This window comes from Pseudomonas putida W15Oct28, assembly GCF_000708715.2.
GTDB classification, from domain to species: domain Bacteria; phylum Pseudomonadota; class Gammaproteobacteria; order Pseudomonadales; family Pseudomonadaceae; genus Aquipseudomonas; species Aquipseudomonas putida_R.
On the sequence record NZ_JENB01000037.1, the window covers coordinates 1 to 16,205 of the forward strand.

Consider the following 16,205-nt stretch of genomic DNA (forward strand, 5'->3'; position numbering starts at 1 on the left):
CTTCTCAAGTACCCCCCGCGCCTCCCCCTCAAGTACCCATTGAGCATTGGCGGCAGCAGGTGCAAGTGTTAGCAAAATGCGCTGAGCTCCGGTAGCAAACACCTGCGAGAGTGGAGCGATCTGCAGTGCAGCAGAAGGAGCTGCGGACTCGGACGCTACGGCCGAGGCGGGGCCAGAACCGTACCCGCAACTATAAAAATTCGCTTCATACTTCTCGGGGCGACTGATGCAATGCCAGGTATCAGCGGGCAAGAAGAGGCTTAACACCCAGTTTTTGTCGACAGGTGGCAGTCCTAGATTCAGGTTTGTAAAGACAGTATCACTGAACCCAAGCATGACGTTGTACGCTATGCTGCGTGGATAGCTGGCTGGAACAACAGGCCCGGCACCCGCCTTAGGAAGAACGCCGAAGACCATATACTGGGCATTGTTATCCGGCAGCGCTTGCATGTTGATGCGTACATCGCGCAATTTATTATTAAATGGCGCTTTGAGTTTGTGAAGCAACATCGTTCGCTCTCTGTTGTAATGTTCCTTCAATATCTCTTTCACATCGCCAAGCCCACTGGAGAACTCGAATTCCCCCGGGCTGCCCCACTGCAATCGCAAGTATCCATCCGAGGCGCTGTACTCCAAATGTGCTTGCAGACCGGCACGCACCTTCATGTCGAAAAACTGATCGCCGTTACTCGCTTCAACGGCCACCCTTCTGACCTGCCGTCCCGCCATGCTGGCGTGTTCAGACGCTTGAACCCGAACAAGCCCCCCCAGTATATTTCGGCGTACTCGCAACTCGTCGTTCGTGCCGTTACCGGAATAAGACAACCTTGGAAAACCTAATGACAGGAACACACCTTCCCAATGATTGTCGACAAGCCTTCGAAGTTGCCAGACGCTGCCGTTATCGTCTGTAGACTGCCAGCCTTGTCTTTCGAAAGCCTTTTCCCAGCCGTGATTGAAATAGAATTGAATGAACCAGCATTTTACTGCGAAGGTATTCTGTAAAACCGTGGCATCAATTGGCTCATGTGACATATAAACCACCTTCTGATCAGCGTTGACTTCACCTGGCGCTTTTTCAATTTGCCATCGCCCAACATCTATAACAGCAGGTTCTGCCCTTATGAGATACTGTCAATTTTGATAGTTGATGGCTATTCAAATACGTGGGTAAAAGCACTAGCCAATCAGGCCTCGCACACAGAAGTACAGGATCGATGGCCCCATCAGGCAGCCCAATCCGGTATGGAAAGTGGCCGTCAGCGCGCCATACGGGACCAGCCGACGATCGGTTGCCGCCAGCCCCGCCGTTACCCCCGACACTGTCCCTGCCAACCCGCCGAACACCATCGCCGAACGCGGGTTGTCCAGCGCCAGCAGGCGCGCCGACACCGGGGTGAACACCATCACCAGGATCGCCTTGATCAGCCCGGTGGCAATCGACAGGGCCATCACGTCCGAACTTGCACCCAGCGCCGCACCGGTCACCGGCCCGACGATATAGGTCACCGCACCCGCGCCGATGGTGGTCATGCTCACCGCATCGCGGTAGCCGAAGGCATAGGCCACTGCTGCGCCGACAATGAACGGCAGCACCGTACCCAGCAACAGCGCCACCAGGCCAATCATCCCGGCTTTGCGCGCTTCGGTGGCCTGCACCTCGAAGGCTGTGGCAACAATGGCGAAGTCCCGCAGCATGGCCCCGCCCATCAGGCCGATACCGGAGAACAGCGCCATGTCGGCCAGGCCTTTCTGCCCGCCCGTCACGGTGCCGCCTACCCAGGCCAGCACCAGGCCGATGACGATGGCGATGGCCGAGCCGTGCACCCGGCCGAAGGTGAGGTATTTCGACAGTACAACCGACAACCACATGATTGCGCCCACCACTGCAAAGGCAGTGATCAGGCCGTTGTGTTCCAGGGCATTTTCAATGATCGGCCACATGTTCAACGACCTCCTGCAGGGGCAACCTGCGCGCGGGTTTCCGGGGTGGGTTCAAGCGCGGGCAAAGGTTCACCGCGGTGGCTGCGGCTGATCAGGGCGATGGTCGCGCCGCACACCAGCACCGCGCCCACTGCCGCCAGCAGCGCTACCGGCCCGCCGTGCAGAGCAGTGACCACATTCTGCTGGGCGGCCATGGCCACCACCACCGGGATATACATGGCGCCCCAGAAGCCCACGCCAAACTCACACTCCTTGCTCATGCCACCGTTGCGGTGCATGTACAGCCGTGCGCAGATCAGCAGGATCATGGCGATGCCGACCCCGCCCACATTGGATTTGACGCCCAGCAGCACGCCCAGGAAGTCGCCGACGACGACGCCGGCAAGTGTGCAGACCGCCAGCAGTGCCACACCATAGATGATCATTATTGTTGTCCTCAGGTAGTGTCGAAGTTGCTTGTTGTTGTTCTTCGTAAACACACATTGATGCGGCCTTCACGGTCATTGTGGGAGCGGGCGTGCCCGCGAAGCAGGCGCCTCGGTGGATGGCACGGGCTTCGCCCGTGTTCGCGGGCTCGCCCGCTCCCACAGAGGTCGCGCAAGCTTCAAGATTCAAAACAAGACAGTTCCCAAAATGACAGCGTCTGCCAACTGACATCATCGGTCGCCGGCCACCTCCTGGCGCAGCAGCGCATCCAGGGTGTCCCAACGGGTACCTTCCACGGCCACCACCCTGCCCTGCTCGAACACTGGCCGGGCCAGCCCGCTGAGCACGCTGCCGGGCGGTATTTCCAGGTGCAGGCGCACGCCGCGTTCAAAGGCGTTGCGCAACGTTGCGCGCCAGTCGACCACCCTGGCCATGTTGCCAGCCAGGTCGTCGCGCAGGCGCTGTGGGTCGAACACAGGGCGCGCGCTGCTGCCGCTGAGGTAGGTAATGCGTGGGCGCTGCAACTCTACCGTGGCGAAGGCACTGGCCAGTTCCGCTGCCGGGCCATCAAGCAACGGGCAATGCGACGGCACGCTGACCGCCAGGCGTCGGGCCACACCCTGGCCTTGGCGGCGAGCCCGGGCAGCGACCGCAGCCATCGCGGTATCGCTACCGGCGATGACGATCTGGTTTTCGCTGTTGAGGTTGGCGACATGCACCTCGCCCCCCACCTCGCTCAGCAAACACTCGACACTGGCAAGGTCCAGGCCGCTGAGGGCTGTCATGCCGTAGCCTTGCGGATAGGCGCGCTGCATCAGATCGCCACGCAGGGCGACCAGGCGCACGGCATCGGCAAACCCCAGGGCGCCCGCCGTAACCGCCGCTGGATAGGCGCCAATCGACAAGCCCGCCACGTAATCCGGCGCGGGGCTGCGCTGCATCAGCCAGCGGGCCCAGGCCACGCCGCTCAGCAGCAGGCACAGCTGAACAGCGCGGGTAGACTGCAACGCGTGCTGGCTATCCAGCGCCAATGCAGGTTGGCCGAGTGTATCGCTGGCCTCCTCCAGCAGCTGTCCAGCCCCCTCGGGCAGACGTTGCAGCATGCCCACCTGCTGGGCGCCCTGGCCGGGGAAGGCGAACAGGCTGCTCATGCGGCACACTCCATCACCGCCCAAGGGTCGCTGACCAGGCACGGGCCATCAGGCGACTTGAGCAGCACGCGGCGGGCAAAACCGGCCCATTCACGCAAGGCAATGGCACCCGCCGGGGTTTCCAGCTGCACATCGATGCGGCACGGCGCGCAGTCGAGAATATCCAGCATCTCCCGCGCCTGGGCGCGGGCCAGCGGTTGTGGCGTACGCAGCAGCAGGTCCAGGTCACTGTCGGCATGTACCACTTCAATGCCGGTCGCAATCTGGTACCCCACCCCACCCGTCGGCCCCCAGGACAGGCCGCTGGCCTGCAATACCGGGGTGACCGAGGCCAGTGCCTGCAACGCAGGCCATGGGCTTTTTACGTCCACGCGCAGCGCTTCGGGGCCTTGCTGACGCTGGACATCGGCCAGGCGCATCAACGCACCCAACCGCTGCGCCCGGCCTAGCCCACGCAGCCCTACCGCCACCCAGCCGTCCTCGCAGGTGGCACGGCGCACCACCACTGGCCGACCGCTTGCCAGCACATCCTGCGCCCACTGCGGTGCATCAGCGGGCAGGCCCGCCACGGGCATCCCCCACAGCAAGTCGTGCGGCCTTGGCGCGTTCATCTCAGGCACCCTGCCACTGGCGGCGCAGCTGTTCGCGTACCTGGCGCGAGGCACTGCGGTTTTCCCCCGCCAGCCGCGACGACAGGTCGGTCGAGCTACCAATATCACGCACCGCGTCCGCCAGGCACGCACGCACCAGGGCAATGTCGGCGCTGCTCGGTGCCTCGGCGTTATCCACTGTCAGGCGGCGCCACAGCAAACCCAGCGAGGCGTAGCTGGCCAGGTCGTAGGCCATAGGCGGCACTTCAGCGGCAAGGGCCTCCAGTTGCTCGACGCTGCGCAGGGTAATCCGCGCCGCAGCCGCCTTGCCCATGGCGTGCACCATGACCCCGGCATCGTCCAGGGCGATCAGGCGCTGGGCCTGGTAGCCGTGGGCCAGGAAGGCGCCGGACATGGCCTTGCCGACCAGCAGACCGATCACCGGGTGCCCGGCCAACCGCGCCTCGGCGTAGGCCTGCACGGCACCGGCCAATGCCTGGTGAATGCCCAACGCTTCTTCGCGGCGGCCATAGGCCTGGCTGGGCACATCGATCACCGCGACAATGGCCCGCTTCTGCCCATTGCGATCAGCTTCCACCGCTTCGCTCACCGCATTGGCCAAGCCCCAGCCTTCCAGCAGGCCGACCTCGCCCGAGCGGGCCCGGGGGAAGGGATTGTCGGCATCAGGTACCACGGCAATGAAACGCGCCGGACGGTTGTCCAGTTCGCCGTCGATCACCCGCAACGACGCGGGGTAGCCTGGCAAGGCTTGCCCGCCTGCGAGGCCCGGCAGCCAGTTCAAGGCACGGTTCATTGGGCTTCTCCTTGATAAAGGGCGCGCACCGCGGCGGCATCCAGTTGCGGGCAGTCATCGCCCAGCCGGGCCAGGCGGTCGAGGAACCACTTGTGCTGGCTGGCGCGGTCTCTGGAGGGTGCGTCGAGCAGTTGCAGCAAGCGTTCGCGCAGCGCATCGATGTCATCGGCCACATAGCCGTCCACCAACCCGCTGGCGTGGCGTTGCTCGCCACCGGTCAAGCTCCAGATGAAGGGGCGGTCCTTGGCGTCGTATTCGCCGATGCCGGCCTCCTGCTCGATCACCTGCGGGCCGTTCAGGCCCAGGCGCGCCTCGCGGGTAACCAGCAGGTGGCTGCACAGGCCTGCGGCGATGGACATGCCGCCAAAGCAGCCCACCGAGCCTGCGATCAAGCCGATCACCGGCTGCAAGGCCCGAAGTTCGACAATCGCCGCCTGGATTTCGGCAATCGCCGCCAGGCCCAGGTTGGCTTCCTGCAGGCGCACGCCACCGGTTTCCAGCAGCAACACGGCGCAAGTGGGGATGCCATTACGGTTATCTTCGATGGCCAGTTCCAAGGCACCAGCGATCTTGGCACCACCCACCTCGCCCATGCTGCCACCCTGGAAGCCGCCTTCGATGGCGGCAACCACGGCATGGCGCCCGTTCAGCCGGCCCTTGGCGATAACCACACCATCATCGGCCTGCGGCACGATGCCCTGGCGCGGCAGCCACGGCGACATCAGCCGGTCGAACGGGCCGAGCAGTTCACGGAAGCTGCCCGGGTCGAGCACGGCGCGGGCGCGCTGGCGGGCGCCCAGTTCGACAAAGCTGCGGCTGCGCAGCAAGCGTTCGGTGTCAGTCATGGGCAATCTCCTCGAAGCCTTGCTCAAGGCGCAGGCGCACCACGCCCGGGGTGGCGCCGAAGTCATGGATGTCGATGTTCACGGCCGGCCAGGCGCGGCCCTCGAACAGGCGCTGGAACAGTTGCGCCCAGCGGGCGCCGCTGCCGTTGACCGAAGTCACTACCTGAATGTGCAGGCTGCCGGCAGTGCCGGGTTCGATCAGCACTTCGAGGTCGCCGGAGCTGACGCAGCCCACCAGCGTGCGGCCGCGGCCCGGTTCGGCGGCGGGGAATTGAAAATTCAAGGTTTCCATGTCACAGGCTCCCGGCTTTGTCGAGGAACAGGCAGGCGGCGAGCAAGTCGGCGGCGCCGCCCGGTGAGGCATTCAGGTGCAACAGTTGCTGGTCCAGCTGGCGCAGTTGTCGGCGCCCTGCCAGTGTGGCGCTGCCGCCTTCGGCAAGTACGGCGTGGGCACCCTGCTGGACGGCAGCCAGCCCGGCCGGGCCGCTGCGCCAGAGCACGCAGGTGTCGCTGAGCACGGCCATGATCGCCAGTAACGCATCTAGCCGCGCGTGCGGCTCGCTGGCCCCGGCGGCGCGGCTGCGTTGCAGCTGTGGCAGGCCGTGGCCGATGACGGCGGGGAAGCCTTGTTGTGCCTGTTCGCGGGCGCCGCCGGTGCCGTAGCGGTGGCGTACCTGCTGGCCGTGGCTGTCTTGTGCGCCCATGGCCAGGTCGTCCAGTAAGGCGATGCGCCCGGCGCGGGCGGCCAGGGTGCTGGCGTCTGCAAGGGGATCGAGGGCCGTTGCCGCTACCAGCAGGCCGAGGGCCCAGATTGCGCCGCGGTGAGTGTTTACCCCCCCGGTGGTGGCGAGCATGGCGGCCTCCCCTTCGCGGCCGAGCTGGCCGAGTGAGGCGCGCAGGGGCTGGCTGATTTCGCCGAAGCTTTGGGCTGCGTCGGCCATTTGCCGCAGGCATGGCCACAGCGAAAGAGCCGAAGCGTGCATCATGGGCAGCGACATGTCGGGGTGGGCGCCGTTGCTGCGGCGGTCGACCAGGCCGGGTTTGGGGGACAGGTCGGCTTCGTCGATCAGGGCTTCTACTGCCAGGTCGGCTAGGTGGTCGGCCAGGGGGATTTCGGTTGCCTGGGCGGGCCTCTTCGCGGGCATGCCCGCTCCCACAGGGATCGCAACAGTATCAACTTCAGCAGTGACCCTGTGGGAGCGAGCGTGCTCGCGAAGCTGCACATGCGGTTGCAAGTCGAGTACGTTCATCACCAGCTCCTGAACCGTGCAGGCGGGTTGTAGAGGCCGCCGGACCACTCGACCAGGTCGGCAATGCTGCGTGCGGCCAGCAGCTCACGGCTGGCGTCGGTGCGGCGGATGCCGAGGTCTTCGGGCAAGGCGATCAGGCCTTGCTGGCGCATGCGCAGGGTGTCTTTCGGGTCGTGGCGCAGGCCGATGGCGGTCACCCCGGCCACGGCGGCGATCATCTGCTGGCGTTCTTCCAGGCTGCGAGCCTTGTACAGATAGGCAATGCCCTCCTCGGTCAGCAGGTGAGTAACGTCATCGCCGTAGATCATCACCGGCGCCAGCGGCATGCCGGCCTTCCTGGCCACTTCAACGGCATCGAGGGTTTCCACGAAGGTGGGCTTGCCGCCTTCCTGGTACGTCTCGACCATTTGCACCACCAGCTTGCGCCCGCGCTCCAGCAGGGTTTCCGGCACGGTCATGTCGAGCCAGGCCGGGGTCGCGTGGCGCCGGCCACGCGGGTCGTGGCCCATGTTCGGCGCACCGCCAAAGCCGGCCAGGCGGCCGCGGGTAACGGTCGAGGAATGGCCATCGCCATCCACTTGCAAGGTGGCGCCGATGAACAGGTCGACGGCGTATTGCCCCGCCAGCTGGCACATCATGCGGTTGGAGCGCAGCGAGCCATCGCGGCCGGTGAAGAACACGTCCGGGCGCTGGGCGATGTAGTCCTCCATGCCCAGCTCGGTGCCGAAGCAGTGCACGCTTTGCACCCAGCCGGTCTCGATGGCCGGGATCAGGGTCGGGTGCGGGTTGAGCGTCCAGTTGCGGCAGATCTTGCCCTTCAGGCCCAGAGACTCGCCGTAGGTGGGCAAGATCAGCTCAATAGCGGCGGTATTGAAGCCGATGCCATGGTTCAGCGACTGCACCTGGTGTTTTTCGTAGATGCCGCGAATGGCCATCATCGCCATCAGCACATGCACCGGCTTGATGTGGCGCGGGTCGCGGGTGAACAGCGGTTCTATATAAAAGGGCTGGTCGGCGACCACCACAAAATCGACCCAGGACGCCGGAATATCGACCCGTGGCAGGTCATCCACGCGGTCCACCAGTTGGTTGACCTGAGCGATGACGATACCGTCGCTGAACGCGGCCGGCTCCACCAGCGCCGGGGTGTCTTCGGTGCTGGGGCCGGTGTACAGGTTGCCGTCGCGGTCGGCCATGAAGCCGGCCACCAGGGTGACGTTGGGGATCAGGTCGACCAGCAGCCGCGAGTACAGTTCGATATAGGTGTGGATGGCACCGACTTCGAGCAGGCCATCTTCCAGCAACTGGCTGATGCGCAGGCTCTGTGGGCCGGCGAAGGAGAAGTCGAGCTTGCGGGCGATGCCACGCTCGAACAGGTCCAGGTGCTCGGCGCGGCTGACGCTGGGCATGATCATGTGCAAGTCGTGCAGGCGCCCAGGGTCGACCTTGGCCAGCGAGCGCGAAAGGAAGTCGGCCTGCTTCTGATTGTTGCCTTCCAGTACCACCCGGTCGCCGGGGGCCAGCAGCAGTTCGAGGGCTTCGACGATACGTTCGGTGGGCAGCACCACGCCGTCGGCGAGGTGACGAACCCGATCGAGGCGGCGCTGCTTTTCGGCGCGCCGCCGCGACCATTGCGGCGGTGGATTCTGAGTTATTGTCATGGTGGCTCCACAGGTTCGCTGTCGTGGAGGTCACCTTAGGGCTGCGCAGCCTGGCGGATCAATCAAGCTACCGGCGCGTTCGTTACGGTCAGGTTAATGAATTGCCCAGCCGGATCAGTGGCCTAAAGCAAAAATGCACGATGCCCCTGCATAATTGTCGATTGTGCAAGGCAAATTCGCATGACAGGATCCGGCGATCCTCCAGCGAACTCCAGACTTCACTTGGAAAATCAATAACAAAGCAGGGAGAACGCAATGACTGCGCACGCTAATACCTCGGCAACCGATCATGTACGGGCCGAGGTCCGCAACCAGGTCGGCCACCTGACCCTGAACCGCCCCGCCGGCCTCAATGCCCTGACCCTGGACATGGTCCGCAGCCTGCGCCAGCACCTGGACCAGTGGGCCGAAGACCCGCAAGTGCGCGCCGTGGTGCTGCGCGGCGAAGGCCCCAAGGGCTTCTGTGCCGGGGGCGATATCCGTTCGCTGCACGACAGTTTCAAAGCTGGCGACACGCTGCATGAAACGTTCTTCGTCGAGGAGTACGCCCTCGACCTGGTCATCCACCGCTACCGCAAGCCCGTGCTGGTGCTGATGGACGGCTTCACCCTTGGCGGCGGCATGGGCCTGGCCCAGGGCTGCGACCTGCGTGTGGTCACCGAGCGCAGCCGCCTGGGCATGCCCGAGGTCGGTATCGGCTACTTCCCCGACGTCGGCGGCAGCTACTTCCTGTCACGCATCCCCGGCGAGCTGGGCATCTACCTGGGCGTCAGCGGCACCCAGATCCAGGCGGCCGACGCCCTGTACTGCGGCCTGGCCGACTGGTACCTGGCCAGTGACCAGCTCGCCGCCCTCGACCAGGGCCTGGACCAGCTGAGCTTTGGCGACAACCCGCTCAAGGACCTGCAGAACCTGCTGGCCACACTCGGCACCCAGGCGCTGGAAGATGCCCCCCTGGAAAAACTGCGCCCGGTCATCGACCACTTCTTCGCCCTGCCCAACCTGCAAGCCATGGTCGAGCAATTGCGTGCGGTCAGTATCGGTGACAGCCATGCCTGGGCCGTGGCCGTCGCCGACCAGCTGGAAAGCCGCTCACCGCTGGCCATGGCGGTTACCCTGGAGATGTTGCGCCGCGGTCGCCAGCTGGGGCTGGAAGACTGCTTTGCCATGGAGCTGCACCTGGACCGCCAGTGGTTCCAGCACGGCGACATCATCGAAGGCGTGCGCGCCCTGATCATCGACAAGGACAAACAGCCTCGCTGGAACCCGCCGACCCTGGCCGCGCTGCAACCGCAGCGGGTTGACCAATTCTTCGAAGGCCTGTGAGCCCGGGAGTACACAGATGCAAGACCTGGAACTGAGCGAAGAACAGATCATGATCCGCGACATGGCCCGGGACTTTTCCCGTGGCGAGATCGCCCCGCACGCCCAGGCCTGGGAAAAGGCCGGCTGGATCGATGACGGCGTGGTGCGCAAGATGGGCGAACTGGGCCTGCTGGGCATGGTGGTCCCGGAGGAGTTCGGCGGCAGCTACACCGACTACGTCGCCTACGCCCTGGCCGTGGAAGAAATCGCCGCTGGGTGCGGCGCCACCGGGGCGATGATGAGCATTCACAACTCGGTAGGCTGCGGCCCGCTGCTGGCCTACGGCACTGCCGAGCAACAACAGCAATGGCTGCCGCGCCTGGCCAGCGGCGAAGTGATCGGCTGCTTCTGCCTGACCGAGCCGCAGGCCGGCTCGGAGGCGCACAACCTGCGCACCCGCGCCGAACTGGTCGATGGCGAGTGGGTGATCAATGGCGCCAAACAATTCGTCAGCAATGCCCGCCGCGCCGGCCTGGCCATCGTCTTCGCGGTGACCGACCCGGAGCTGGGCAAGAAGGGCTTGTCGGCGTTCCTGGTGCCCACCGACAACCCGGGCTTCAAGGTCGACCGTAGCGAGCACAAGATGGGCATCCGCGCCTCCGACACCTGCGCGGTTACCTTCGACAATTGCCGCATCCCCGCTGCCAACCTCCTTGGCGAGCGTGGCAAGGGCCTGGCCATCGCCCTGTCCAACCTTGAAGGCGGCCGTATCGGCATCGCCGCCCAGGCGTTGGGCATCGCCCGCGCCGCGTTCGAGGCGGCGCTGGTCTACTCGCGCGACAGGGTGCAATTCGGCAAGCCGATCAACGAGCACCAGAGCATCGCCAACCTGCTGGCCGACATGCAGGTACAGGTGAACGCCGCACGCTTGCTGATCCTGCATGCCGCCCGCCTGCGCAGTGCCGGCAAGCCGTGCCTGTCGGAGGCGTCGCAGGCCAAGCTGTTCGCATCGGAAATGGCTGAGCGGGTGTGCTCGATGGCGATCCAGGTGCATGGCGGGTATGGCTACCTGGAGGATTACCCGGTGGAGCGCTATTACCGCGATGCACGGATTACGCAGATCTATGAAGGGTCGAGCGAGATCCAGCGGATGCTGATTGCGCGGGAGCTGAAGCACTATCCCCTGTAGTCGCGCGGCGACATGGTCTCTGTGGGAGCGGGCGTGCCCGCGAATCAGGCAACGCGATTGATGGCACCGGCTTCGCCGGTGTTCGCGGGCATGCCCGCTCCCACAGGATGAGTGACAGGCTTGCGGGAGCAGTAGTCGCCTATCGCCAGTACCGCGAATCATCCACCACCTTCGCATGCCCCTCGAACACCGCAGGCAGCTGCTCCTTGAGGTAGTCGATCCAGGTGCGCACCTTGGCATCCAGGTAATGCCGCGACGGGTACATCGCATACAGCGCACTCTCGCGCAGCCGGTACGGCGCCAGCAGCCTGCACAAACGCCCCTGCTCGATCGACTGGCTGGCCGTATAGAACGGTAGCAGGCCGATCCCCATGCCCAATTCACTGGCCACCAGCATGGCGTCGGCAACGTTGGTGGAGAAGTTGTCGCTCGGTGCGATCACGCACTGGTCCACACCCTGGGGGAATACCCAGTCGCCTTCATACATGGGATACGCCATGCGCAGGCAGCGGTGCGCATGCAGGTCCTCGGGGCGCTCAGGCACGCCATGGCGCTCCAGATAACTGGGTGCTGCGCAGGGGATACTGAAGATATTGCCCAGCGGGACGGCAATCAGCTGTGAGTCCGGCAGCGCACCGTCCACGGTGATCACCACGTCATGCCCTTCGGCCAGCGGGTCAGGGTTGCGCTGGGACAGCGTCAGCTCGATCACCACTTCCGGGCACAGCGCGTTGTAGCCGGCCACCAGCGGCATCAGCAACAGGCCCAGGCCGTGCGGGCAATGCAAACGCAGATGGCCGCGAGGCGTGAGGTGCGCACCCCGGGCTTCACCCACCGCCTCCTCAGTCAGCAGCATGATCTGCCGCGCACGCTCCAGAAACCGCTCACCCGCCTCGCTCATGCGCAGGCGCCGGGTGGTGCGGTGCAGCAGGCGGGTCTGCAGCTGGTTTTCCAGTTCGGCGACGATGCGCGAAACCTGTGCGGCAGAAATATCCAACGCATTGGCGGCCGCAGCGAAGCTGCCACATTCCACCACACGGGCGAAGGTACGCATGGCATGCAGCATGTCCATGGGGTGTGCTCCTTGTTCAGTCTTATTCTTGCGTTACAGGCAGGAATCTATCACGGACTGGCCCATTTATTGTGTATGACCAATGAATACATCATTAGTCATACATTCAAGAAAAGGAGCCTGTCATGAAACGTTCGATCGCTGTCCTTGCTGTTGCCGCCACCCTCGCCTCGTTCGGCGCCTTTGCCGATGCGGGCAGTGCGCAGCCCACCAGCAGCAATTATGAGTACGGCATGCCGCTGGATGTGGCCAAGGTCATCTCCATCACCCCTGCCAGCAACGCCGCCGACTGCCAGATTGGCACTGCACACATGGTGTACGTCGACCACCAGGGCCAGAAGCGCGAAATCGACTACCGCGAAATGGGCAACTGCTCGCAGCAGTGAGTCAGGCCAGTACCTGGGTGATCCAGCCCACCTGCTGATTGAAATCGTCGATTTTCGCCTGAGGCACCGCGTCGCGGGCCCGCTCGAAATTGGTCAGGGTCTGCTGCTTCTGCCGCAGCATGCGCCGCCACTTGACCAGAAACGCCTCGCTTTTCTCCTGCATCAACACAGGGCCGAAGTACAGCTGTTCAGCGCTATACACCACCCTGCCCGGCTCGGCGACGATGATTTCGTAGTCGAAGCGGTTTTCCCGCAGCAGCTCTTCGCTGACGATCTGGTAACCATTGCCCGCCAGCCACTGGCGCAGCTCACGCTCACCGCCATTGGGCTGCAGCACCAGGCGCGTGACGCCGCCGAGGCGCTGCTTGCCGGCCTCGAGGATCTCGCACATGGTGTCGCCGCCCATGCCGCAGATGCTGACCACCGAGATGCGGTCTTGCGGCTCGACCGCCGCCAGGCCATCGGCCAGGCGCACGGTTAACCGGTCTTGCAGGCCGTTTCTGCGCACATTGCGCTGTGCCGAGGCGAACGGCGTCTGCGCCACCTCGCCCGCCACCCCGGCCTCGATCACACCTCGCAGCATCAACGCTACCGGCAGGTAGCCGTGGTCCGAGCCGATATCAGCCAAACGCGCGCCCTGCGGTACATGTGCAGCCACGCGCTCCAGGCGCCTGGACAAAGTCTGTTCGTTCAAAGTGTGCCCCTGGCTTTGCAATGGGGCGCGATTCTGACGGTGAACGCCGCGTATTTCAAACACCTGGGCGCCCTCGACCGGATCCGCCTGCTCGCGTAGGCTTGCCGCTTTCCTTCCGTAGCAAGGCAAAACACACCATGGCACATGCAGACATCATCTACACCCCGGACCCGGACGCCGAGTCGATTTCGTCCGACGTCGCCGAGTTCAACGGCGTGCTGGTCACCACCCAGATTCCGACCCACGCTGATGGCAGCCTGGAGCTGGGCGGCATCGTCGAGCAAAGCGAATGCACCCTGGAGGCGCTGAAAGTGGCGCTGGAAAAGGCCGGCAGCGGCATGGACCGCGTGCTGCACCTGACCATCTACCTCACCGACATGGCTGACCGCGCAGCGTTCAACGAGGTGTACCAGCGCTTCTTCAGCAAGCCATGGCCCGTTCGCGCGGCCGTGGGTGTAGCCTCCCTGGCGTTCGAAGGCATGCGCGTCGAAGTGACCGCAATGGCCGCCAAGCGCTGACCTTCGCTTTGTAGGCGCGGCCTGCAGGATCGCCTGTGGGAGCGGCCTTGTGTCGCGATTGGGGTGCGCAGCGCCTCCAAGATCTTTGATTCAACCGCAAACCCGCCGGGGCCGCTCTGCGGCCCTATCCGACCGGTCCGGCGCCCCGGCAAGGCCGCTCCCACAGGTGCGCGTACTTGCACCTCCCGGCACCCCGAGGGTGCCGCCAGCCCGTTTCGCCGCTACAATGCCCGCCTAAACCGTGGCAGCCCGAAAATATAACGACATGTCCCTTCCAAAGAATCACCTGGAACTGCTCAGCCCTGCCCGTGACGTGGCCATCGCCCGTGAAGCGATCCTGCACGGCGCTGACGCCATCTACATCGGCGGCCCAAGCTTTGGCGCACGCCATAACGCCTGCAACGAAGTGGGCGAGATTGCCGAACTGGTCGAGTTCGCCCGTCGCTACCATGCGCGCGTGTTCACCACCATCAACACCATCCTCCACGACAACGAGCTGGAACCGGCACGCAAGCTGATCCATCAGCTGTACGACGCCGGCGTCGACGCGCTGATCGTGCAGGACCTGGGGGTGATGGAGCTGGACATCCCGCCGATCGAGCTGCACGCCAGCACCCAGACCGACATCCGTACCCTGGAGCGGGCCAAGTTCCTCGACCAGGCCGGTTTCTCCCAACTGGTACTGGCCCGTGAGCTGAACCTGCAGCAAATCCACGCCATCGCCGCCGAAACCGACGCCGCCATCGAGTTCTTCATCCACGGTGCGCTGTGCGTGGCCTTCTCCGGCCAGTGCAACATCTCCCACGCGCAGACTGGCCGAAGCGCCAACCGTGGCGACTGCTCGCAGGCCTGCCGCCTGCCCTACACCCTGAAAGATGACCAGGGCCGCGTGGTGGCGTTCGAGAAGCACCTGCTGTCGATGAAGGACAACAACCAGACCGCCAACCTGGCCGACCTGGTCGATGCCGGCGTGCGCTCGTTCAAGATCGAGGGCCGCTACAAGGACATGGGCTATGTGAAGAACATCACCGCCCACTACCGCAAAGAGCTCGACGCCATCCTCGAAGGCCGCCCGCAATATGCCCGTGCGTCCAGCGGCCGGACCGAGCACTTCTTCCTGCCCGACCCGGATAAAACCTTCCACCGCGGCAGCACCGACTACTTCGTCACCGACCGCAAGGTCGACATCGGCGCCTTCGACTCACCTACCTTCACCGGCCTGCCGGTGGGTGTGGTGGAAAAAGTCGGCAAGCGTGACATGCAAGTCCTCACCGAAGTGCCACTGACCAACGGCGACGGCCTGAATGTGCTGCTCAAACGTGAAGTGGTGGGTTTCCGCGCCAACATCGCCGAACCCCGTGGCGAGTTCGAGGAAGACGGCCATAAGCGCTACCGCTACCGCGTCGAGCCCAACGAAATGCCCGAAGGCCTGCACAAGCTGCGGCCCAACCACCCGCTGTCGCGCAACCTCGACCACAACTGGCAGCAGGCCCTGCAACGCACCTCCTCCGAGCGCCGGGTTGGCGTGGAATGGCATGCTGTACTGCGCGAGCAGCGCTTGATGCTTACCCTCAGCAGTGAGGAAGGCGTCAGCGTGCAGGTGGCCCTGGACGGCCCGTTCGGTGAGGCCAACAAGCCGCAGCAGGCACTGGACCAGTTGCACGACCTGCTCGGCCAGCTGGGTACCACGATGTACCACGCCAGCAGCATCGAGCTGGACGCGCCGCAGGCGTACTTCATCCCCAACTCGCAGCTCAAGGCCCTGCGCCGTGAAGCCATCGAGGCGCTGACCGAGGCGCGCATCAAGGCGCACCCGCGTGGCGGGCGCAAGGCCGAGACCACGCCGCCACCGGTGTACCCCGAGTCGCACCTGTCGTTCCTGGCCAACGTGTACAACCAGAAGGCCCGCGACTTCTACCACCGCCACGGCGTGCAGCTGATCGACGCGGCCTACGAGGCCCATGAAGAACACGGTGAAGTTCCGGTGATGATCACCAAGCACTGCCTGCGCTTCTCCTTCAACCTGTGCCCCAAGCAGGCCAAGGGCGTGACTGGCGTGCGCACCAAGGTGGCACCGATGCAGCTGATTCAGGGTGATGAAGTGCTGACCCTGAAGTTCGACTGCAAACCGTGCGAAATGCACGTGGTCGGCAAGATGAAAAACCACATCATCGACCTGCCAACCCCTGGCAGCGCGGTGGCCCAGGTGGTTGGGCACATCAGCCCGGAAGACCTGCTGAAGACCATTGTGCGCGCGCCGCACTGATCATCACCTCTGTGGGAGCGGGCATGCCCGCGAAGAACCGAGCGCGGTGGATGGCACCGGCTTCGCCGGTGTTCGCGGGCACGCCCGCTCCCAC

General features: G+C 64.5%; 17 protein-coding genes. 5 read left to right on the forward strand and 12 right to left on the reverse strand.

Features of this window, described 5'->3' with window-relative positions:
- From AK81_RS21355 to mdcA, 10 genes are all read right to left on the reverse strand, one after another.
- Nucleotides 1–1,035, reverse strand: a 1,035-nt coding sequence (locus tag AK81_RS21355) for a hypothetical protein (RefSeq protein ID WP_043202248.1), incomplete at its 3' end; no start/stop codon positions are given.
- A 144-nt stretch (nucleotides 1,036–1,179) separates the two neighbouring features.
- Nucleotides 1,180–1,944: a malonate transporter subunit MadM gene (gene madM, locus AK81_RS21360; protein ID WP_043202250.1), complete on the reverse strand. Its 765-nt coding sequence runs from the start codon at nucleotides 1,942–1,944 to the stop codon at nucleotides 1,180–1,182.
- 2 nt (nucleotides 1,945–1,946) lie between these two features.
- The gene (gene madL, locus AK81_RS21365) at nucleotides 1,947–2,369 is read right to left on the reverse strand and encodes a malonate transporter subunit MadL (protein WP_043202251.1); all 423 of its coding nucleotides are present in this window, start codon (nucleotides 2,367–2,369) and stop codon (nucleotides 1,947–1,949) included.
- A 231-nt stretch (nucleotides 2,370–2,600) separates the two neighbouring features.
- Nucleotides 2,601–3,521, reverse strand: a complete 921-nt coding sequence (gene mdcH, locus AK81_RS21370) for a malonate decarboxylase subunit epsilon (RefSeq protein ID WP_043202254.1) — start codon at nucleotides 3,519–3,521, stop codon at nucleotides 2,601–2,603.
- The gene (locus AK81_RS21375; RefSeq protein ID WP_043202257.1) at nucleotides 3,518–4,132 is read right to left on the reverse strand and encodes a malonate decarboxylase holo-ACP synthase; all 615 of its coding nucleotides are present in this window, start codon (nucleotides 4,130–4,132) and stop codon (nucleotides 3,518–3,520) included. The genes mdcH and AK81_RS21375 overlap by 4 nt, the downstream gene beginning before the upstream one ends.
- A 1-nt stretch (nucleotide 4,133) precedes the next feature.
- Nucleotides 4,134–4,925, reverse strand: coding sequence for a biotin-independent malonate decarboxylase subunit gamma (gene mdcE, locus AK81_RS21380; RefSeq protein ID WP_043202260.1), 792 nt, complete (start codon nucleotides 4,923–4,925; stop codon nucleotides 4,134–4,136).
- On the reverse strand, nucleotides 4,922–5,770 hold the full coding sequence (locus AK81_RS21385) for a biotin-independent malonate decarboxylase subunit beta (protein ID WP_043202261.1): 849 nt from the start codon (nucleotides 5,768–5,770) through the stop codon (nucleotides 4,922–4,924). The genes mdcE and AK81_RS21385 overlap by 4 nt, the downstream gene beginning before the upstream one ends.
- Entirely contained in the window at nucleotides 5,763–6,062 is a 300-nt protein-coding gene (locus AK81_RS21390; RefSeq protein ID WP_028613842.1) for a malonate decarboxylase subunit delta, read from the reverse strand. The genes AK81_RS21385 and AK81_RS21390 overlap by 8 nt, the downstream gene beginning before the upstream one ends.
- Nucleotide 6,063: 1 nt before the next feature.
- Complete coding sequence (locus AK81_RS21395; protein WP_241496107.1) at nucleotides 6,064–6,915, reverse strand: triphosphoribosyl-dephospho-CoA synthase; 852 nt, start codon at nucleotides 6,913–6,915, stop codon at nucleotides 6,064–6,066.
- Between the two features lie 104 nt (nucleotides 6,916–7,019).
- On the reverse strand, nucleotides 7,020–8,681 hold the full coding sequence (gene mdcA / locus AK81_RS21400; protein ID WP_043202267.1) for a malonate decarboxylase subunit alpha: 1,662 nt from the start codon (nucleotides 8,679–8,681) through the stop codon (nucleotides 7,020–7,022).
- A 255-nt stretch (nucleotides 8,682–8,936) separates the two neighbouring features.
- On the opposite strand from mdcA, the gene AK81_RS21405 reads away from it, so the two are divergent.
- Together AK81_RS21405 and AK81_RS21410 are read left to right on the forward strand one after the other, a co-directional pair.
- Entirely contained in the window at nucleotides 8,937–10,007 is a 1,071-nt protein-coding gene (locus AK81_RS21405; protein WP_043202269.1) for an enoyl-CoA hydratase/isomerase family protein, read from the forward strand.
- Between the two features lie 16 nt (nucleotides 10,008–10,023).
- Nucleotides 10,024–11,175, forward strand: a complete 1,152-nt coding sequence (locus AK81_RS21410) for an acyl-CoA dehydrogenase family protein (protein ID WP_043202272.1) — start codon at nucleotides 10,024–10,026, stop codon at nucleotides 11,173–11,175.
- A gap of 139 nt (nucleotides 11,176–11,314) precedes the next feature.
- On the opposite strand, the gene AK81_RS21415 is transcribed toward AK81_RS21410, so the two are convergent.
- Nucleotides 11,315–12,247 carry a LysR family transcriptional regulator gene (locus tag AK81_RS21415; protein ID WP_043202274.1) on the reverse strand — a complete coding sequence of 311 codons (933 nt, stop codon included), beginning with the start codon at nucleotides 12,245–12,247 and terminating at the stop codon, nucleotides 11,315–11,317.
- 125 nt (nucleotides 12,248–12,372) lie between these two features.
- On the opposite strand from AK81_RS21415, the gene AK81_RS21420 reads away from it, so the two are divergent.
- Nucleotides 12,373–12,633 (forward strand): DUF2790 domain-containing protein, encoded by a 261-nt coding sequence (locus AK81_RS21420; RefSeq protein WP_043202277.1) that lies wholly within the window; start codon nucleotides 12,373–12,375, stop codon nucleotides 12,631–12,633.
- Between the two features lies 1 nt (nucleotide 12,634).
- Here AK81_RS21420 and AK81_RS21425 read toward each other — a convergent pair whose 3' ends face one another.
- The gene (locus tag AK81_RS21425; RefSeq protein ID WP_043202279.1) at nucleotides 12,635–13,327 is read right to left on the reverse strand and encodes a tRNA (adenine(22)-N(1))-methyltransferase; all 693 of its coding nucleotides are present in this window, start codon (nucleotides 13,325–13,327) and stop codon (nucleotides 12,635–12,637) included.
- A 137-nt stretch (nucleotides 13,328–13,464) separates the two neighbouring features.
- Between AK81_RS21425 and AK81_RS21430 the strand changes: the two genes are divergently transcribed.
- Together AK81_RS21430 and AK81_RS21435 are read left to right on the forward strand one after the other, a co-directional pair.
- Entirely contained in the window at nucleotides 13,465–13,845 is a 381-nt protein-coding gene (locus AK81_RS21430; RefSeq protein ID WP_043202280.1) for a RidA family protein, read from the forward strand.
- 265 nt (nucleotides 13,846–14,110) lie between these two features.
- Complete coding sequence (locus tag AK81_RS21435) at nucleotides 14,111–16,111, forward strand: peptidase U32 family protein (RefSeq protein ID WP_043202283.1); 2,001 nt, start codon at nucleotides 14,111–14,113, stop codon at nucleotides 16,109–16,111.
- Nucleotides 16,112–16,205: the final 94 nt, after the last annotated feature.